At 67.4% G+C, this 17,696-nt stretch carries 17 protein-coding genes; 10 read left to right on the top strand and 7 right to left on the bottom strand.

Annotated features, from left to right (window positions below; all coding sequences use genetic code 11):
* Positions 1–191: 191 nt before the first annotated feature.
* A complete protein-coding gene (locus N440_RS15660; RefSeq protein WP_133935656.1) occupies positions 192–1,022 on the bottom strand; it encodes an alpha/beta hydrolase in 831 nt (276 codons plus the stop codon).
* A gap of 201 nt (positions 1,023–1,223) precedes the next feature.
* Between N440_RS15660 and N440_RS15655 the strand changes: the two genes are divergently transcribed.
* Positions 1,224–2,222 (top strand): helix-turn-helix domain-containing protein, encoded by a 999-nt coding sequence (locus N440_RS15655; protein WP_208322792.1) that lies wholly within the window; start codon positions 1,224–1,226, stop codon positions 2,220–2,222.
* Between the two features lie 76 nt (positions 2,223–2,298).
* On the opposite strand, the gene N440_RS15650 is transcribed toward N440_RS15655, so the two are convergent.
* Positions 2,299–2,697, bottom strand: a complete 399-nt coding sequence (locus N440_RS15650; protein WP_133935654.1) for a DoxX family protein — start codon at positions 2,695–2,697, stop codon at positions 2,299–2,301.
* Between the two features lie 120 nt (positions 2,698–2,817).
* Between N440_RS15650 and N440_RS15645 the strand changes: the two genes are divergently transcribed.
* The gene (locus N440_RS15645; protein ID WP_053510169.1) at positions 2,818–3,237 is read left to right on the top strand and encodes an H-NS histone family protein; all 420 of its coding nucleotides are present in this window, start codon (positions 2,818–2,820) and stop codon (positions 3,235–3,237) included.
* A gap of 49 nt (positions 3,238–3,286) precedes the next feature.
* Positions 3,287–3,694: a hypothetical protein gene (locus N440_RS15640; RefSeq protein ID WP_133935653.1), complete on the top strand. Its 408-nt coding sequence runs from the start codon at positions 3,287–3,289 to the stop codon at positions 3,692–3,694.
* A gap of 23 nt (positions 3,695–3,717) precedes the next feature.
* Here N440_RS15640 and N440_RS15635 read toward each other — a convergent pair whose 3' ends face one another.
* On the bottom strand, positions 3,718–4,359 hold the full coding sequence (locus N440_RS15635; RefSeq protein WP_133935652.1) for a glutathione S-transferase family protein: 642 nt from the start codon (positions 4,357–4,359) through the stop codon (positions 3,718–3,720).
* 473 nt (positions 4,360–4,832) lie between these two features.
* On the opposite strand from N440_RS15635, the gene N440_RS15630 reads away from it, so the two are divergent.
* Complete coding sequence (locus N440_RS15630; protein WP_133935651.1) at positions 4,833–5,285, top strand: PA2169 family four-helix-bundle protein; 453 nt, start codon at positions 4,833–4,835, stop codon at positions 5,283–5,285.
* A gap of 150 nt (positions 5,286–5,435) precedes the next feature.
* Here the strand turns inward: N440_RS15630 and N440_RS15625 are convergent, their stop codons facing one another.
* Positions 5,436–8,795: an autotransporter domain-containing protein gene (locus N440_RS15625; protein ID WP_133935650.1), complete on the bottom strand. Its 3,360-nt coding sequence runs from the start codon at positions 8,793–8,795 to the stop codon at positions 5,436–5,438.
* A gap of 188 nt (positions 8,796–8,983) precedes the next feature.
* On the opposite strand from N440_RS15625, the gene N440_RS15620 reads away from it, so the two are divergent.
* A complete protein-coding gene (locus N440_RS15620; protein ID WP_006472022.1) occupies positions 8,984–9,184 on the top strand; it encodes a hypothetical protein in 201 nt (66 codons plus the stop codon).
* A 122-nt stretch (positions 9,185–9,306) separates the two neighbouring features.
* Complete coding sequence (locus N440_RS15615; RefSeq protein WP_133935649.1) at positions 9,307–9,657, top strand: VOC family protein; 351 nt, start codon at positions 9,307–9,309, stop codon at positions 9,655–9,657.
* A gap of 15 nt (positions 9,658–9,672) precedes the next feature.
* Here N440_RS15615 and N440_RS15610 read toward each other — a convergent pair whose 3' ends face one another.
* Entirely contained in the window at positions 9,673–10,290 is a 618-nt protein-coding gene (locus N440_RS15610; RefSeq protein WP_133935648.1) for a TetR/AcrR family transcriptional regulator, read from the bottom strand.
* Positions 10,291–10,415: 125 nt separating this feature from the next.
* Between N440_RS15610 and N440_RS15605 the strand changes: the two genes are divergently transcribed.
* A complete protein-coding gene (locus N440_RS15605; RefSeq protein ID WP_133935647.1) occupies positions 10,416–11,888 on the top strand; it encodes an MFS transporter in 1,473 nt (490 codons plus the stop codon).
* A gap of 11 nt (positions 11,889–11,899) precedes the next feature.
* On the opposite strand, the gene N440_RS15600 is transcribed toward N440_RS15605, so the two are convergent.
* Both N440_RS15600 and N440_RS15595 read right to left on the bottom strand, forming a co-directional pair.
* Positions 11,900–12,205 (bottom strand): KGG domain-containing protein, encoded by a 306-nt coding sequence (locus N440_RS15600; RefSeq protein WP_133935646.1) that lies wholly within the window; start codon positions 12,203–12,205, stop codon positions 11,900–11,902.
* A 163-nt stretch (positions 12,206–12,368) separates the two neighbouring features.
* A complete protein-coding gene (locus N440_RS15595) occupies positions 12,369–12,833 on the bottom strand; it encodes a MarR family transcriptional regulator (RefSeq protein WP_133935645.1) in 465 nt (154 codons plus the stop codon).
* 50 nt (positions 12,834–12,883) lie between these two features.
* On the opposite strand from N440_RS15595, the gene N440_RS15590 reads away from it, so the two are divergent.
* The 3 genes from N440_RS15590 (at position 12,884) to N440_RS20565 (ending at position 17,529) form a co-directional block, all read left to right on the top strand.
* Positions 12,884–13,795: a S41 family peptidase gene (locus N440_RS15590; RefSeq protein ID WP_133935644.1), complete on the top strand. Its 912-nt coding sequence runs from the start codon at positions 12,884–12,886 to the stop codon at positions 13,793–13,795.
* 98 nt (positions 13,796–13,893) lie between these two features.
* Positions 13,894–14,787 (top strand): NAD(P)-dependent oxidoreductase, encoded by an 894-nt coding sequence (locus tag N440_RS15585; RefSeq protein WP_133935643.1) that lies wholly within the window; start codon positions 13,894–13,896, stop codon positions 14,785–14,787.
* A 210-nt stretch (positions 14,788–14,997) separates the two neighbouring features.
* Complete coding sequence (locus tag N440_RS20565) at positions 14,998–17,529, top strand: methyl-accepting chemotaxis protein (RefSeq protein WP_133935642.1); 2,532 nt, start codon at positions 14,998–15,000, stop codon at positions 17,527–17,529.
* Positions 17,530–17,696: the final 167 nt, after the last annotated feature.

Genomic DNA, 17,696 nt, shown 5'->3' with positions numbered 1-17,696 from the left:
GAAGATGAACGGAAACCCTGACTTGGAGGGCGCTCATCATGCTGCTTTGCCGGACGCATGGCACGAAGGGCGCTTGATCGAATTCTGAAGAGTTAAGAATGCGCGTCTCGACCTGGACCTGGTGTGTGTGACAGCGGCTGTCGCCGTCCATGGCCGGGAAGTGCCTGAAGCACTTCCCGGTTCCTTCATGCTCAGCTTTCCAAAAACGCCAGCAGGTCGGCGTTGATCCGGTCCGCGTGCGTGGTCGGAATGCCGTGCGGTGCACCTTCGTAGGTGATCAGCTTGCCGTTCTTCACCAGCTTCGCGGAGAGAACGCCGGAATCCGCATACGGAACCACCTGGTCATCGTCGCCATGGATCACCAGCACCGGAATGGAAATGCCCTTCAGGTCTTCGGTGAAATCGGTCTGCGAGAAGGCGACGATGCCATCGTAGTGCGCCTTCGCCGAGCCCTGCATGCCCTGTCGCCACCAGTTCCAGATTACCGCGTCGGAGGGCTTCGCACCGGGGCGGTTGTAGCCATAGAAGGGGCCTGACGGCACGTCGTGGTAGAACTGCGCACGGTTGGCCGCCAGCTGCGCCTGGAAGTCGTCGAAGACTTCCTTGGGCGTGCCCTGCGGGTTTGCGGCAGTCTTGACCATCAGCGGCGGCACCGAGCTGATCAGCACCGCTTTGGCTACATTCTTCTCGCCGTGGCGGGCGATGTAGCGAACCACCTGGCCACCCCCGGTGGAATGGCCGACATGCATCGCACCCTGGGTGCCCAGCTTCTCGACCACTGCGGCAACATCGTCCGCGTAGTGATCCATGTCGTGGCCATCCCACACCTGGCTGGACCGGCCATGCCCGCGGCGGTCGTGCGCGACCACGCGGTAGCCCTTGTTGACGAAGAACAGCATCTGCGCGTCCCAGTCGTCGGAGGTGAGCGGCCAGCCATGATGGAAATGAATGACCTTGGCGTCACGCGGACCCCAATCCTTGTAGAAGATTTCGACGCCATCTTTCGTGGTAACCGTAGCCATTCCAGGGTTCCTCGCTGTTGTGAGTCGGGGGGCGTCCTGCATGCCGGCGACCTTGTATCGGCGCAGGAGGAAGGACGCTGTCAGTGCGGGTTGTGGAGTGGCCTCAGGCGCGCATTTCCCTCTATCCTGAGGCGGCCATCACTCCGTCCGAGTCCATTCTAGGTAGCGCTGCATCAATTGAAATTGGCGGAGGTGACATTCATGGGTATCGAAACTGACAAGCGGATTGAGATCGCTCTGCTGATCTATCCCGATTGCCAGATGGCGGCGATCCACGGCCTGACCGATCTGTTCCGGATCGCGAATGAATGGGCCACGTATCCGCACGAAGATGACCGGCAGTGTTTCATACGGGTGACACACTGGCAGTTGAACCCGGCATCGGGGCGCATGGAATGCTGCTGGGACAGTGATCCCGGCGATGTGAATGCTCCCGCATTCGTGATCTCGCCCCCCAGCGTTGCGATGCCCGGGCGGATGCCCGCGATGCCACGCCAGGCACAGTGGCTCAAGGAGCTGCATTCACTTGGCGCGATCATGTGCTCGGTCTGCGCAGGCGCCTTCGTGCTCGCACAGACCGGCCTGCTTGCGCGACGCCGGGTCACCACGCATTGGGCATTCGCGGAGCTGCTTGCCAGCACGTACTCCGACGTGCAGGTGACGACCGAGAACGTTGTCATCGATGACGGGGACGTCATTACGTCCGGCGCGATCCTTGCCTGGAATGATCTCGGTCTGTTGATCGTCGATCGCACGATGGGCTCCAGTGTGATGCTGGCAACGGCGCGCTTCATGCTCAGCGATGGGATCCGGCAGGACCCGCGGCCACTGCAGGGATTCCTGCCAAGGTTCGATCATGATGATGCGGCGGTGCTGGCCGTCCAGCGCTTCATCCTTTCGCAGCCGGGACAGCGCCACACGGTGATCGCCTTGGCCGAGCGTGCGCATCTCACCGAAAGAACCTTCATCCGCCGCTTCCAGAAGGCCACCGGATTCAATCCGGCCGACTATATCCGCCAGGTCAGGATGGCCAAGGCGAGGGACGCGCTGCAGCTCGGGGATCTTCCCGTTGCCCGGATAGCCGCGTCACTGGGATACGACGACGCGGGATCCTTCCGCAAGGCGTTCCAGGGCATCGTTGGCATGTCCCCTTCAGCGTATCGGGATCACTTCCGGATCCGGCGGCGTATGCAGGGCTGAGGCCCTCAGCGCTGACGCGTGCGTGTCGCCCTGCGCGCGAAGACGGCACCGGGCAATGCCCGGCGTTGCGCCTCCATCATCGCTGCGCGCGCCGCCCGCGCCCATCAATGCTGTAACGCCCGGCCCCGGTGCAGGCCAGCAGCAGGAATCCACCGGCCAGCCCGAGGTTCTTCAGGAACATGATCTGCTGGGTCGGGTCGGCGACGTTGTGGTGGAAGATGAAGGCGGTCACCAGGCTGAAGCCCGCCAGCACCATCGACACCAGGCGGGTCTGGAAGCCGAGCAGGATGCAGAGCCCGCTGCCGATCTCGAAGGCGATGGTCGGCCACAGCAGGATGCCCGGCACGCCCATCGCTTCCATGTAGCCCTGGGTGGCACCGGGGTCGCCGAGCTTGCCGATGCCGGAGACCAGGAACAGCGCCATCAGCAGGAGGCGTGCAAGCAGGTAGGCGAGCGAATGCGATGAGGTGCTCACGTCGATGTCCTCGGAGATGGCGTGCGAAGGCGATCGGAGCCCAGCGGCGGTGAAGCCTGTGTGTATGCCCGGCCATCAGGATGCCTTGACAGCCGCCGCGGCGCGGTAGACCTTTCCCGCATGACGATTGATATTGAATCGCTCAGCCTTCGCGAGCTGGGCGCCCTGGTGGTTGCCGCTGAACAGCGGAAACAGCTGATTTCCAACCGCCGTCCGGCCAGTGCGGTACGCCGCCTGCTGAAGGCCGCAGCGGCCGAAGCGGGCTACACCCTCGAGGAACTGTTCGGCGCAGAGGCCATCGAAGAGGCCGCCCCGCGCCGGAAGCCGGCACGGCGCAGGACCGGAAAAGTGGCGGCCAAGTACCGCGACCCGGAGTACAAGCGGCTCACCTGGTCCGGCCGTGGTCGCATGCCGCGCTGGCTGGCCGCCAAGGTCCAGAAGGGCCACAAGGTCACCGACTTCCTCATTCCAGGCCTGGCCAGGCCGACGGCGCGCAAGAGCAGCCCGATCGGCAAGCGCACGGTCTTCAAGAAGGATTGACCCGGTGGCGCTGTTACCCTGCCCGGGTCTTTGAACGAAGGAGCAGGCGATGGCATACAGCGGCAGCATGACGATCGCGCCGAAGTGGCTGTACCTTGCCGCAGGCCTGTCGATACTGGTCAGCCTGCTGGCCTGGTCGGTGGAATGGAGCGGCCTGGCCTACGTCTGCCCCTACTGCCGCGTGCAGCGCACGGTGATCGGCGTGCTGGGGCTGTTGATGCTGTTCGCGCGGCCGGGCGGCCTCATCGTGCCCTGGCTTGCGTACACCTCAGGCGGCTTCGCGTTCGTGGTGGCCGCCATGCAGCACTTCAACGGCTGGAAGCGGATCTCCGCCGGAGAGTTCAGCTTCAACGCGCAGTGGTACATCGATCCGTGGCTGTTGTCCGGGTGCGCGATGCTGATCCTGGTGGCACAGCTGATGCTGGTACAGGCCGCCTGCCGGCCCAGGCCGCGCTGAGTGTTTCCACGCCGGGCGCGGAACTACCCGTTCTGGAACACCGCCCGCTGCGCGGCGAACGCGCGCTGGTAGGCGGGGCGCTGCGTTGCGCGGTCCAGGTAGGCGCTCACCCGCGGGTACTCGTCGAGCAGACCGCTGCTCTTCAGCCGCAGCAGCACCGCAGCCATCATCAGATCGCCCGCGCTGAATCCGCCGTCCAGCCAGGCGGAATCGCCCAGCGCTGCGGACAACTGCGCCAGCCGCGTCCGCACGCGCTCATCGAGCATCGGTAGCCGCTGCGCGTACCAGGGTTGCTCGCGCTCCAGTACCCAGGCCATCGAGCGTTCAACAACCGGCGGCTCCACCGTGTTCAGCGCGGCGAACATCCACATGATCGCGCGCATGCGCGCATCCGGATCGCGCGGCAACAGGCCCGGGTACTGTTCGGCCAGGTGCAGGACGATGGCGCCGGATTCGAACAGGACCTGGCCGCCGTCCTGCCAGGTGGGAATCTGCCCGAACGGATTCCTTGCGAGGTGGGCGGGCTGCTTCATCTCGGCAAAGGTCAGCAGCTGCACGTCGTAGGCCACGCCCAGTTCTTCCAGCGCCCAGCGCACGCGCATGTCGCGGGCCAGGCCCTGGCCGCGGTCGGGTGAGGTGGCGAAGGCAGTGAGGATGGGACACATCGGGAGGCTCCTGCAGGCCGACGGGCCTGGCTTCCAGTGTTTCGACGAACGACAGCGCCTGGAATCGACATCGGCTCCGGCGCGTGCACGTCGCTTGCACGTGCCCTCTACGCGGGCACTGATTCAGATCCATCACGCTGGCGGGGTCATCCGCAGAAACAGGTGTGCATCCATGAATACCCCAGGAAAGCCGAAGCCCAGCTGGCGCCAGCGAAACGTGCTGATGGCAGCGCTCGCCGCGGTGCTGGTCATCGTTCTGGTCATTCTCTTCATCCCCTGGTGAGACCCGCGCGGACACGTCCGCGTGAACGCAACACCACCGTGGCGTGAAGCGGTCAGTGCGGGTTGGGCGAGGTGATGCATGCATCAATCGATGCTCACCCACTAAGCACATGAGCCTGTCCACAGTGGTCCCGCAGGCAGCACTCACGGCTGCCTCTCTCCCACGGAATCGACTACACAGGAGCAATGACATGAGCACCCAGTCCACCATCGAACATCGCCTCAACGACCTGATCGAGATCGCCCGTGATGGCAAGTCCTTCTATGAAGAGGCCGCGACCAAGGTGAAGGATGCCGAGCTGTCGGCACTGTTCACCCGCATTGCCGGCGTCAAGGGCCGCATCGTCGCCGCACTGAGCGGCTCGGTCGCCGCCAGCGGTGGCGAGCCGGCCGAGCACGGCACGGTCGTCGGCTCGATGCAGCAGTTCTACGGCAAGGTGCGCGCTGCCTTCGGTGATACCAACTACGGCTACGTGGCCGAGCTGGAAGAATCCGAAGATCGCCTGCTCGGCGCGTTCAAGGATGTGCTGAAGGAGAACGATCTGCCGCCGGCCGTGCGCCAGGAAGTGACCCAGCTGCTGCCGGACGTGCAGGAATGCCACAACGTCATGCGTGAGCGCAAGCACGCGATGAAGGCAGCCTGACGCTTGAAGGCGGCCTTCTCCCCGGGGCCGCCGCGGCCGGGGCAGTGTTCTGCCCCGGCCACCTTTGTCCAGGGAACGCGCATAAAAAAAGGGGCGGCCGCGAGGCCGCCCCAACCCGTCAAGAGAGCACGTGACTAACCGGGCACGTGACTAGAAGCGGATCGACCAGCGGGCATTGGCACCGTGATCGCGGCTTTCGCTGCCGAACTGGCCGCTGTAGCCCAGTTCCAGCTGCTGCCGCGGGGTCAGCCAGGCCGACAGGCCCAGTTCGGCCACGACGGCATTGTCGGCAATCGGTGCGCCCTCGACCGCGAACGTCGTGGTGCTGTTGGCGAAGGCGAGGTTGGCTACCTGGCTGCGGTCACCCGAGGCGCGGCGATAGCCCACGCCACCGCGCAGGTGCAGCCAGCTGTCCTGCTGGAACGACGCCTTCAGGCCCTTGTCGAAGCGCACGCCGGCGGTGGCGACCGTGGTGCCGGTGTCGTCCACCTTGCCGTGCAGTGCCGCCGCACCGCCGCGCTCGTCGATCTGCTTGAGGTCCACTTCCACACGCGCGACCTGCAGGTACGGCTCCAGGCCACCCTCGGCGCTGCCGAAGCGGTAGCCCGCCTCGATGAAGGCCTGGCGGGTGTGTGCGTTGTAGCGCGCGCTCAGGCTGTCACTGAAACCGGCAAAGGCCACGTCGCGGTTGCTCTTCACTTCGTTGCGGCTCCATGCGACGCCGCCACGCAGGCCGAAGCCGCCCCAGTTGTGGCTGGCGTAGGCACCGAAGTGGGTGTTGTCGATCTTCGACCGGGCGCGACGCTCCTGCTGCTTCACGTCGGTGCGGCCAGTGCCGGCCAATACGCCGATCTGCCAGCCGCCGAACTCGCGGTCGACGCCGACCAGCACACCGTTGCTGTTGGTGTCGGTGCGCGCGGTGTTGGAATTGCCATCCAGCTTGCCGTTGCCGCCGATGGCCTGCACCCATGCACCGGTGGCGTCGCCCGGCTCCGCACCGGGTGCCGCAGCGCCGGCGCGGCGCGACAGCGCGGCATCACGGACATGGCGGCTGCCTTCGACCAGGGCCAGCGCGGTGGCAGCGTGCAGTTCGCCACCGATGCCGTCGAGCACGCCGCCGACCTGCTGCGGGAACAGCTGGGTGAGCGGCTTGGGCAGGCCCTGGTTGATCGCCAGCACGTCGGCGGCCGCAGCGACCGCGCGTTGGTTCGGCGTGCTGGCCGCGCTGGCCAGCAGCGCACCGCGTGCAACGTCGATGCGGGCGCCGTTGGCACCGTAGGCCAGGCTGAACTGCAGGAACGGCGAGAAGGCGCTGAAGTCGGTCCTGGCGAACTGGCCGCTGACGCCGCCGTCGGCGCGGATGAAGTTGAACTGCTCGCCCAGGTAGTAGGTGCCCGGTTCCGGCAACGCCACCAGGGTGCCGCCGAGGGTCGCGGTGCCGGTCACGTGCAGCTGGTCGCTGCGTCCACCCGGGGCCAGTTCGGCGGCAAACACGCCGCTGGCGCCCTGCACGTAGTTGCCGTTGATGGTGAGCGTGCCGATGGAGTTGCCGGGGGCGATGGTGCCATCGACGCGGGTGCTGCCCAGCGTGCCGACGCCCTTCAGCAGGCCGTTGGCCCCGACCGTGGTGGTGCCACCGGTCTGCGTGCCATTGAAGGACACCACGCCACCGTCAACCGTCAGGTTGCTGTTCTTCAGCACGCCGCTGGCGCTGACCGTGCTGACGCCGCCGTGGGTGGTGAGCGCAGTGGAGACCAGGCTGCCGTTGAGCAGGAACTGCCCACCCTGCACGTCGACCGCCGACGTGAGCGCGTTGCTGCCGTTCAACTCCAGCGTGCCCTCGCGCAGTACAGCACCGTTGAAGGTGTTGTCGCCGCTCAGGCGCAGCCAGCCGATGCCGGATTTGGTCAGCTTGCCGGGGCCGCCGATGGCGTTGGTCCAGTCATCCCATGCATCGCCTTCCCACACCTTCAGGCCACCGGCCTTCTGGTTCATCACCACGTTGGTATCCACCCGCAGCGATCCATAGCCTTCGATGGCCTTGCGCAGGTCGACCATGCCCCAGCCGTAGATGGGGTCGATGCCTGCCGCACCCAGATCGCGCGCGGTGGTCAGCAGCACATCGCGCACCTGGGCGTTGTCCAGGTACGGGAAGCGCTCCATCAACAGGCCGAGGGCGCCGGTGATGTGTGGTGCGGCCATCGACGTGCCGGTCTTGGTGCCGTAGGTGTACTGTGTGTTCTCGCTGTCGATGATCAGCCGCACGTACGCCGAGGTGTTTTCGATGCGGCCCTTGATTTCGCCGGACACGATGGTGCTGAGGATGTCGGTGCCCGGGGCGGAGATGCACCAGTTGGCGGCGACACCGCAGATGCTGGAGCTGCCGTCGATCACGTAGTCGGTTTCGCCGGCGGCGGCATTGGGCCGGCGCACATTGGCCACCGCCAGCCAGTAGGGTTCGATTTCTGGCTTCCAGCGCGGCATCGACGCGGTGATGCCGGCCACCGCACCACTGCCGTTGCCGGCCGACCAGACCTGGATCAGCGTGGAGCCGGGCTTGTCAGCGCTGCCGGCATAGATGCTGCCGTACACGTCGTAGCCATCACCGATCGCCGCATACTGCGCATCCAGCGCGGCGGCAGTCATGTTGCGGGTGGAGATGCCCCAGCTGTGGTTGATGGCGCGCACGCCCTGCGCCTGGATCTGCGCATACATGTCCAGCGTGGCGGCATCATCCGGATCGGTGCGATACAGCGCACGCGGGCGATAGAAATTGTCCGGGTCCAGGCGCCACTCGTAATAGGTATCACCGAAGACGCGGGCAGCGGTCAGGTTCGAACCGAAGGCCACGCCGTGCATGCCCTTGCCATCACGGTTGGCACCGATGGTGCCCAGCACGTGGGTGCCATGGTCGGCGTAGCTGAAGCCATAGGGCTGGCCTGCGGCGATCAGCCGTGCGGCCAGCGCGGCGGGAACACCGGGGCCGAGGCCGTAGTAGTTGTAGCCCGGCTGCTCGCCACGGGTCTGGCCGCATGCGCCGGCACCGGCCACCACGCCGGGCGTGGCGCAGTCCGCACCGATGGTGATGCTGGAGGTGTTGCGCCCGGCAAATTCGGGGTGTGCCAGTGCCGAGCCTGAATCGAACAGGGCCAGGCGCACGCCCTGGCCGGTCAGGCCGCGCGCGTAGGCGTAATCGGCGCCCATCGCACCCAGTCCCCAATCGGCGTTGAACTCATCGCTGCGCCAGCTGGCTGCATCGCCGGGTTTGCCGAGCAGGGCGCTGTTTCCCGTTGCAGGCGCGGTGGCGGTGGGCGCCGTGGAAGCCGATGCCACATCGGCGACGGGCCGCGCCCAGGCTGCCTGCAGCTGGCGTTGATGCTGCCAGGCATCGAGTGATTCGCTGGCCATGGCCGGCAAGGTGGTGGCCAGCAGCAGCGAGCTGGCAACAGCAAGCGCCAGCGGGCGATGCGGGAGGGAGCGGGACGAACGGCCGTACTGCGGGTGATTCATCGGACAACTTCCTTGGTTGACGGACAACAACGCCGTTAACGCCAAGGCAGGCCGATGCCCCCCAGTCGTGTGAAGGAAATTTTATGAACTGGTTAAGGATTCGTGACGCGGGCGTTCACCTCGCCTCCCGGTGGCCCGGCTACGGTGGGCCGGCCTGGGCTCACCAGGCTTATCAAGGAGTGATGACGATGCGTGCGTTGAAGAAGATGGTCGCCGGTGCGGTGTTCGCGCTGGCCTGCACCGGTTCGGTGGCAGTGGCAGGGCCGGTCGAGCCCTGTGACAAGCCGTGCTGGCGGGCCTATCAGATGTGCCTGGCCAGCGGTGTGGATGCCGGTGAGTGCCAGCAGGCCTACAACACCTGCGTGGTCGACCTGTGCATGGGCGTGTGAGTCGCGCCATTTGAGCTCTGAGCCGTCTGGAGCCCCGTCATCGACGGGGCTCTTCTGTTGCAGGAGGTGACGCTGGCATCGATGCGGTACTCTCGATGCGTCTTCCGGGAGAGGGAAATGCCATGGCTGTCAGGCGCGTCGTTGCCAACATCGCCACGCCCGATCCGCAACGCGCCGCCGCGTTCTACGGCGACCTGCTCGGCATGCCGGTGGTGATGGATCACGGCTGGATCGTCACCCACGGCGGGCAGGGCAGTGCCCTGGCGCAGGTCAGTTTTGCCAGTGAAGGAGGCTCCGGCACCGCAGTGCCGGACCTGTCGATCGAGGTGGACAATCTGCAGGAAGTGCTGGAGCGCATGCACGCGGCCGGCATCGCGCTGGAATACGGCCCGGCCGACGAACCCTGGGGCGTGCGCCGCTTCTTCGTGCGCGATCCGTTCGGAAGGCTGTTGAACATCCTCGCCCATTGCTGAGCGGAGGCTTGCGGGTCAGCGATGCGGCGCTGCCGGCGCTGTGCCGACCATGCGCAGGCAATCGCCCACCACGGCGGAAATGAAGGCGTCGGCGTCCTGCGCGGGTGCGGCGATCAGGTCATCGGTGGCGCCGTGCACGCCGGCATAGATCAGCGAGGCGGTGACCTGCGGCGACGGCAACTGCCACAGGCCGGCGGTCATTCCTGTTTCAAGAATCGACAGCAGCTGCTGCTGGATCGCATTGCGTTCGGCATTGCCGCGCTGGTGATGATGGTGATGGGCGAAGACCACATCGTGCACGGCGTGCGTGCGCACGTAGATCTCGATGTTGGCGCGGATCCAGGCGCGCAGGCGTGCCACGCCATCAGCGGCGGGGTGCTGCTGCACGGCCTGATCGACGTCCTCGATGAAGTGCCGGGTATAGCGCTGCGCCAATGCCTGCAGGATCTCGCTGCGCGAGGCGAAGTAGGTATAGAAGGTGCCCTTGGCCACGTCGGCTGCGGCCACGATGTCACTGACGGTGGTGGCCTCCACGCCCTGTGACAGGAACAGCGCCTGCGCGGCGTCCATCAGTTCTTCCTGGCGGGTTTCGGCGGGCTTGGTGCGAGGCCTGGCGACGGCGGGGGGCTGCATCGTGGGTGGATCCGGAGGTGTCGGCCGCCATTCTAGCCCTGCCTCGGGAGTGACTGACCGTCGGTCATTGACCGACGGTCAGTCAGTGGCTACGATGCGCGCACGTCCTCCCCCGGGATCCGAACATGCAACGCTTGCGACGACCGGCCCTGGTGCTGGCGGCCTACCTCGGCACCTTCCTCGCATCGCTGGACATCAGCATCGTCAACGTCGCCCTGCCGACCCTGCAGCAGGCGCTGGACACCGACATGGCCGGCCTGCAGTGGGTGATCAATGCGTATGCCATCGCGTTGTCGGCGCTGATGCTGTCAGCCGGCCCACTCGGTGATCGCTATGGGCACCGGCGGATGTGGCTGCTCAGCGTCGCCACCTTCACCCTGGGGTCGTTGCTGTGCGCCTGCGCCGGCAACCTGCAGACGCTGGTGGCCGGGCGGGTGGTGCAGGGCATCGCCGGTGCGCTGCTGATTCCCAGCGCCATGCCGATCCTCAGCCATGCGTTCCCCGATCCGCGCCAGCGTGCGCGTGCAATCGGGGGCTGGTCGGCGTTCAGTGCGCTGGCTCTGGTAATGGGCCCGCTGTTGGGCGGCGTGCTGGTGCAGCGCGCCGGCTGGCCGAGCATCTTCCTGATCAACCTGCCGCTGGGCCTGCTTGCCCTCGTGCTCGGTGCGTGGGGTATCCCGGAGCGACGGCATCTACACCATGCCGCGCTGGACCCGGCGGGGCAACTGCTCAGCGTCGTTGCACTGGGTGCACTGAGCTATGGCCTGATCGCGATCGGCGAGCAGGGCCTGCTGGCGCCGGCAACGCTGTCGGCGCTGGGCATCGCCGGTGCCGGGCTGGTGTTGTTCGGCCTGGTCGAACGCCGGGTGGCACGCCCGCTGCTGCCGCTGGACCTGTTTGCCGATCGCCGTTTCGGCATGCTCAACCTGGCTTCGTTCGTGCTGGGATTCACCGCCTATGCGAGCCTGTTTTTCCTGTCCCTGTTCTTCCAGCAGGCGCAGGGGCTCAGCGCAGCCTCGGCAGGCTCGCAGCTGGTGCCGCAGTTCCTGTTGATGGGCGTCGTCTCGTTGTTGTTCGGTCGCCTGGTGGTACGCGTGGGGCTGCACACCGCGCTGGTCTGCGGCTATGTGCTGGTTGCCGTGGCGCTGTGCGCGATGGCCACGTTGCAGCCCGCGACGTCGCGCGGGCAGGCCAGTGCCTTGCTGATGCTGTTGGGCATCGGCATGGGGCTGGCGGTACCTGCAACCGGCATGGCGGTCATGGCCCAGGTACCGGCCGAGCGCGCGGGCATCGCGTCAGCCACGATGAATGCATTGCGCCAGGCGGGCATGAGCCTGGGCATCGCGCTGCTGGGCAGCCTGATGGGCCTGCGTGCGGTACGCCAGTTTGCCGCGTCCGCACTGGCCGCCGGGCAGCCAGGGCTGGCGGCCCATGCACGCGGGTTGATCCTGCACCCGGGCTCGTCGTATTCCACGCCACAGGTGGTGGCGTGCTACCGCAGTGCGATGGCCAGTGGCTTCGGGTGGGCGATGGCGGTGGCAGGCGTGCTCGCCCTGCTTGCGGCCATCGGCCTGCGCCGACTGCGCCTTGCGCACTGACCGCGCAGCGTTCATCCCTGCTGGCGTTGTGGATCCTTTGCGGCTGGGTCTAGCGGCGCCTGTTGCTGCTGCTGCTGGCGTGCGTTGGCGTGGCGCGCGTGGCCGCCTTCGCGGCCGATCGCCGCCATGTGCTGCCGATCGCGGCTGATCGCTTCGCCGCCCTTGCGGCCGGCGACGCGGGCTTCGTCCGGGCTGAATTCATGCGCGTTGCCGGAGGCATGCGCGGCGCGTCCGCCCTTGGCGGCGATCGCACGTTGCTTGTCCCCGTCCATCGAGGCGAAGCCCCGGGTGGAGCTGCGCGGGTTCTGGCCAGTCATGTGAATCCTCCTGCGGTGTGGGCGTCGCCGTCGTCGACGACAGCGGCCATGCTTGGCCATCGCGCGCTAAGTCCAGGTCGCCATCCTTGCAGCTGTCTTCACGCGGCCTGCGCACCGGGTTCAATCGGCCGGCCGCCATCGGCCGCAGCGGCGCCGAACCGTGTCAGTCTTCGCGTGCCTCGCGCAGGCGCTGCGCGAAGGGGCGTTGTTCGAGCGCCTGCAAGGCGCTGCGCAGCACCTGTTCCAGCGACTGGCCGAGGTCGGCCTCCAGGCTGCGTGCTGCACGCGCGGTGGTCTGCCATTGGGCCTGCAGCGCCGGCACGGCCTGCAGCGCATGCGGGCTCAACTGCAGGATGCGTTCGCGGCTGTCTTCACCGATGGCGCTGTGCAGCCAGCCGTCGCGCACCATCGCTGCCACGGTCTGGCTGAGCGCCGAATGGCTGAGCCCGCAGGCCAGTGCCAGGTCCTTGATGCGGCACGGCCCCTGCGCCATCAGCGTGCGCAGCACCGGGGTGTAGCGCGGCCGATAGTCCAGCTGCAGATCGCGGTAGGCCTGTTCGACGGCCGGGTCGAGCTGATCGAGCAGGGCGCGCAGCAGCGTCCCCAGGGTGGCGTGTTGGAGATCCATGATCGCGATGATATATAAGCGCTTACATATCATCAATGCGGGGTGGGGTCATGGCGGTTTCGTGGATGCTGGGTGCGCTGCTGGCGGCGGCATGCCCGTCCCAGGATGCGGTGCTGCAGGCCGCGGCCACCGCAATACAGGCGCAGTACCTGGACGAGGCCGAGGGTGCCCGCATTGCCGCAGCGGTGCGCGGCTGGTCCAGCCAGCGGCGCTATGCGGACAGCTGCGCGGACCCGCAGGCGTTCAGCGCACGCCTGAACCAGGATCTGGACGTGTTCGATGGCCACTTCCATGTGGAACGCGTGGACGCCGATGCCGGCCAGGACGACTGGCTGATGGCCTGGCGCGCGGACGCGCGCGGCAATGGTGCGGGCGTGCGCGAGGTACGGGTGCTGGAGGGCAACATCGGCTACCTGCGCCTGAGTACCTTCTATCCGCTCGACCTTGCCCGGCCGAAACTGGCAGCGGCGTTCAGCCTGCTGGCCGATACCGACGGCCTGGTGCTGGACCTGCGCCAGAACGGCGGTGGTGATGATGGCAGCGCGGACCTGCTGGTGCGCACCCTGCTGGAGCCGGGAATCACCGAGGTACAGGCGCTGGAGCAGCGCGGGCGGCGCACTGCGGTCCGGTTGCCGCCGGCCAGCCTGCCGCCCTACCTGAAGCCGCTGGTGGTGTTGATCGACCGTCGCACCGGCTCGGCGGCCGAGTTCGTCGCGTACTCGCTGCAGGCGGTGGCGCGCGCGCGTATCGTCGGTAGCCGCAGCGGTGGCGCCGCGCACATGTTCGATGATCCTGTGCAGCTGCCCGATGGTTATCAGATCAGCATTCCGGACCGTCAGCCGATCAACCTGCGGACCGGCGGCAACTGGGAACGAACCGGGATCACGCCGGATGTGCCCGGCGGTGATGATCCGCTGTTCATCGCGCGGCAACTGCTGGCACCGCCAACGTCGCCACGATGAACGCGTTTTTGCAACATCCGGCTATCGCAGACGACATGCCGCTTGCCTAGAATCGAATCATCCCGGTAGTTCCCGGGCGCTTCGAGCGAATGGACTCAATGAAGATTCTGTTGACCGGCAGTTCCGGACGGATCGGGCGTGCGATCTTCGGCGCACTCGCGGCCGCCCACGAAGTGGTGGGGCTGGATCGCAGCCCGTTCGCCACCACCCGCATCATCGCCGATGTCACCGATCGCCAGGCCGTGGAACGCGCTGTCCGTGGTGTCGATGCAGTGATCCACACCGCCGCCCTGCACGCGCCGCATGTGGGACTGGTGCCGGATGCGGTGTTCCAGCAGATCAACGTGGAGGCTACCGCGCACCTGCTGCAGGCAGCGCGCGAGGCCGGTGCGCGGCGGTTCGTGCTGACCAGTACCACCGCGCTGTACGGGCATGCGGTGGTGGTGGGAGGATGCCGCTGGATCGATGAAGACACCGAGCCCTTGCCGCGCACGATCTATCACCGCAGCAAGCTGCAGGCCGAAGCCCTGGCCATGGCCGCCGCCGCACCGGGCTTCAGCGTGCGCGTGCTGCGCATGGGCCGTTGCTTCCCGGAGCCGCCCGAGCGCATGGCGATGTTCCGCCTGCACCGTGGCATCGACGCGCGTGACGTGGCCAGTGCGCATGCCGCGTTGCTGCTCGATGACGGCGCCGCCTTCGCCCGCTACATCGCCTGTGCGCCGACGCCGTTCCGGCGCGAGGACTGCCTGGAACTGGCCACCCAGCCGCGCAACGTGCTGGCCCGGCGCGTGCCGCAGTTGCTGGCCGAGTTCGAACGCCGCGGTTGGCCGTTGCCGATGAGCATCGACCGCGTCTACGACAGTGCCCGCCTCCGCAGCGAGCTGGGCTGGCAGCCGCGGTTCGGCCCGGACGAGGTGCTGCAGCAGTACGCCGCGGGCAGCATCGAAGTGCTGCCGCGGGCGCAGTGGATCAAGGACCGCGTAGCCGAATAGGGCGGCCGCAGGGCGGGTTGCTGACTTGTCCCTGAGCAGATTCAGGAATGTGCAGGCGGGCCGCCTCAACCTCGTGGGTGGGCGGCCGCTAACCCGGTGCGCTTCCAGCGCCGGGCGTGCCCCGGCGGCCGGCGGCCTGCGCGACGGATCGCGCGCCTGCGCGGTGCCCTCGCGGTACCGGTCATCCTGAACTGCCTAGCGGACCCTTCCATGCCTTCTTCCCGTTCCGCCGCTGCCCGACGCCCGGGCAGCATCGCCCATAAGCTGATGCTGGGCACCGCCGTGATCGCGCTGCTGTGCTTCGGCCTGACCGCGTTCCTGATCTACCGCCAGGCCAGTGCCAGCCTGATCGATGCCTCGCGCCAGACCATGACCAGCGAAGCCAACGCCGAGGCGCGCCAGGTCGCGGCCGATCTGGGCACGGCCTTCGCCAGCAACGACGCGATGGTCGAAGCCGTACTCGCCCAGCGTGCGCGCGGCGATGTACCCGACCGCGCCAGCCTGGCGGCGGTGCTCGGCGAGCAGCTGCGCACCCATCCGGAATGGCTGGGCAAGAGCACCATGTGGGAAGCCGATGCGTTCGACGGCAAGGACGCCGAGTTCGTCAACACCGAGGCGCACGATGCCACCGGCCGCTACATGAGCTACTGGGCCTGGCAGGACGGCGCACCGCAGCAGTCGCCGATGACGGACTACACCGAAGCCGCCGATGGTTCGGCCGACTGGTACATGGATCCCAGCCGCGACAAGCTGCCCAAGGTCAGTGAACCCTATGCCTACGACATCGGCGGCCAGCAGGTGCTGATGAGCACACTGAGCACGCCGATCATCGAGAAGGGCACCTTCCTGGGCGTGTTCACCGTCGACTTCTCGCTGGCGGCGCTGCAGAAGCACCTGGCCACGCTGACGCCGATGGGCGCCGGCCGCGTCGAACTGCTTTCGCCCAAGGGCGTGGTGCTGGCCTCGGCCAACGCAGCCGAGATCGGCAAGCCGCGCAGCGACGCGCTGACCCGCAGCATGCTGGCGGACATCGCCGCCGACCGCCGCTTCGAAGCCTTCACCCCGGATGCCGCCGGCAACGTGCGCGTGTACGTGCCGCTGCGCGTGGGCGACGCCCCGCAGCGTTTCGCGCTGGGCGTGGTGATGCCGCATGCGGTGATCGTGGCCGAGGCGCGCCAGCTGCTGTGGCTGACCCTGCTGGTCGGCGTGGTGGCGGCCCTGGCCCTGAGCGCGGGTGTCTACGTGCTGCTGCGCCGGCTGGCGATCCGCCCGCTGGCCGAAGCCGTGCGCGTGGCCGGCGATGTCGCCGCGGGCAAGCTGGACAGCACCCTGCCGGCGCGCAGCAATGACGAAGTGGGACGCCTGCTGGAGGCGATGCAGGGCATGCGCGGCCAGCTGCAGGCGGTGATGGCCGCGCAGGCGGAAATGGCCCGCCGTCATGACGCCGGCGAGCTCAGCTACCGCATGGACGCATCGGTGTTCCCGGGCGAGTACGGCCGCATGGTGGCCGACAGCAACCAGCTGGTGGCCTCCAGCAATGCCGTCACGCAGCGCCTGGTCGAAGTGATGCAGCGCTATGCCGTGGGCGACCTCAGCGTGGACATGGAAGCCCTGCCGGGCGAGAAGGCCGTGTTCAGCGCCGCGATGGCCACCACCAAGAGCAATCTGGCCGCGATCAACGATCAGATCCAGCAGCTGGCCGCAGCCGCCGCTGCCGGTGATTTCGCGGTGCGTGGCGATGCGCTGCGCTTCGACCACGACTTCCGCCGCATGGTGGAAACGCTCAACACCATGATGCAGGTCAGCGACCACAACCTGGCCGAGCTGTCGACGCTGCTGCGTGCGATCGCTGCCGGTGACCTCACCGCCCGCATGCAGGGTGACTTCCACGGGGTGTTCGCGGTAATGCGCGACGACGCCAACAGCACCGTGCAGCAGCTGACCGGGATCGTCGGGCAGATCCAGCAGTCCGCGGCCAGCATCCGCCTGGCAGCCGGCGAGATCGCGGCCGGCAACAGCGACCTGTCGCGGCGTACCGAACAGCAGGCCGCGAACCTGGAAGAGACTGCCGCGTCGATGGAGGAACTGACCTCCACCGTGCGCCAGAACGCCGATCACGCGCTGCAGGCCAACACGCTGGCCGGTTCCGCGGCCGGCGTGGCCAGCGAAGGAGGGCAGGTGGTCAGCCAGGTGGTGCAGACCATGGAGCAGATCGAGGCCTCGTCGCAGCGCATCGCCGAGATCATCTCGGTGATCGATGGCATCGCGTTCCAGACCAACATCCTGGCGCTGAACGCCGCGGTGGAAGCGGCACGTGCCGGTGAGCAGGGCCGCGGCTTTGCCGTGGTTGCCAGCGAAGTGCGCGCGCTGGCGCAGCGCTCGGCCGGCGCGGCCAAGGAGATCAAGGAGCTGATCGACGCCTCGGTCGCGCAGGTCGGCGCCGGCGCGGAACTGGTGCATGGCGCCGGTCGCACCATGCAGGAGATCGTCGGCCAGGTCGGGCGGGTAAATGAAATCATGGCCGAGATCTCGGCCGCCTCGCGCGAGCAGTCGGCCGGCATCGAGCAGGTCAACCAGACCGTGGTGCAGATGGACGAGACCACCCAGCAGAACGCTGCGCTGGTGGAGGAAGCCAGTGCCGCCGCGCGGGCGATGGAGGAGCAGGCCGAGCAGCTGGCGGTGGCGGTGTCGCGCTTCCGCCTGCAGGCCGGGCCGGTGGCGGTGGCACGCCGCGCGGCGTGAGCCCCCGGGCGGCGGCCGGGGCGGTCATGGCGATGTACCGTGCACACGGCAACGGGTTCAGGAATGCGCCCCGCCACCGGGAATTCAAGCGTATGGCCGCCGTGGCGCTGCGGCCGGGCGCCGCACCGTCACCCATCCGCCTTGTTTTTAGGATAGGGTGCGCAGTT

Source organism: Stenotrophomonas sp. CC22-02, from assembly GCF_004365115.1.
GTDB classification, from domain to species: Bacteria; Pseudomonadota; Gammaproteobacteria; order Xanthomonadales; family Xanthomonadaceae; genus Stenotrophomonas; species Stenotrophomonas forensis.
The sequence above is the reverse complement of the archived record's forward strand: the minus strand, read 5'-3'. Positions and strand labels throughout refer to the sequence as shown.

Bases quoted from the DNA above. Each gene is read 5' to 3' on its own strand.
- N440_RS15660 (WP_133935656.1), bottom strand. From the start codon at position 1,022: ATGGCTACGGTTACCACGAAAGATGGCGTCGAAATCTTCTACAAGGAT.
- N440_RS15655 (WP_208322792.1), top strand. From the start codon at position 1,224: ATGGGTATCGAAACTGACAAGCGGATTGAGATCGCTCTGCTGATCTAT.
- N440_RS15645 (WP_053510169.1), top strand. From the start codon at position 2,818: ATGACGATTGATATTGAATCGCTCAGCCTTCGCGAGCTGGGCGCCCTG.
- N440_RS15640 (WP_133935653.1), top strand. From the start codon at position 3,287: ATGGCATACAGCGGCAGCATGACGATCGCGCCGAAGTGGCTGTACCTT.
- N440_RS15635 (WP_133935652.1), bottom strand. From the start codon at position 4,359: ATGTGTCCCATCCTCACTGCCTTCGCCACCTCACCCGACCGCGGCCAG.
- N440_RS15630 (WP_133935651.1), top strand. From the start codon at position 4,833: ATGAGCACCCAGTCCACCATCGAACATCGCCTCAACGACCTGATCGAG.
- N440_RS15625 (WP_133935650.1), bottom strand. From the start codon at position 8,795: ATGAATCACCCGCAGTACGGCCGTTCGTCCCGCTCCCTCCCGCATCGC.
- N440_RS15620 (WP_006472022.1), top strand. From the start codon at position 8,984: ATGCGTGCGTTGAAGAAGATGGTCGCCGGTGCGGTGTTCGCGCTGGCC.
- N440_RS15615 (WP_133935649.1), top strand. From the start codon at position 9,307: ATGGCTGTCAGGCGCGTCGTTGCCAACATCGCCACGCCCGATCCGCAA.
- N440_RS15610 (WP_133935648.1), bottom strand. From the start codon at position 10,290: ATGCAGCCCCCCGCCGTCGCCAGGCCTCGCACCAAGCCCGCCGAAACC.
- N440_RS15605 (WP_133935647.1), top strand. From the start codon at position 10,416: ATGCAACGCTTGCGACGACCGGCCCTGGTGCTGGCGGCCTACCTCGGC.
- N440_RS15600 (WP_133935646.1), bottom strand. From the start codon at position 12,205: ATGACTGGCCAGAACCCGCGCAGCTCCACCCGGGGCTTCGCCTCGATG.
- N440_RS15595 (WP_133935645.1), bottom strand. From the start codon at position 12,833: ATGGATCTCCAACACGCCACCCTGGGGACGCTGCTGCGCGCCCTGCTC.
- N440_RS15590 (WP_133935644.1), top strand. From the start codon at position 12,884: ATGGCGGTTTCGTGGATGCTGGGTGCGCTGCTGGCGGCGGCATGCCCG.
- N440_RS15585 (WP_133935643.1), top strand. From the start codon at position 13,894: ATGAAGATTCTGTTGACCGGCAGTTCCGGACGGATCGGGCGTGCGATC.
- N440_RS20565 (WP_133935642.1), top strand. From the start codon at position 14,998: ATGCCTTCTTCCCGTTCCGCCGCTGCCCGACGCCCGGGCAGCATCGCC.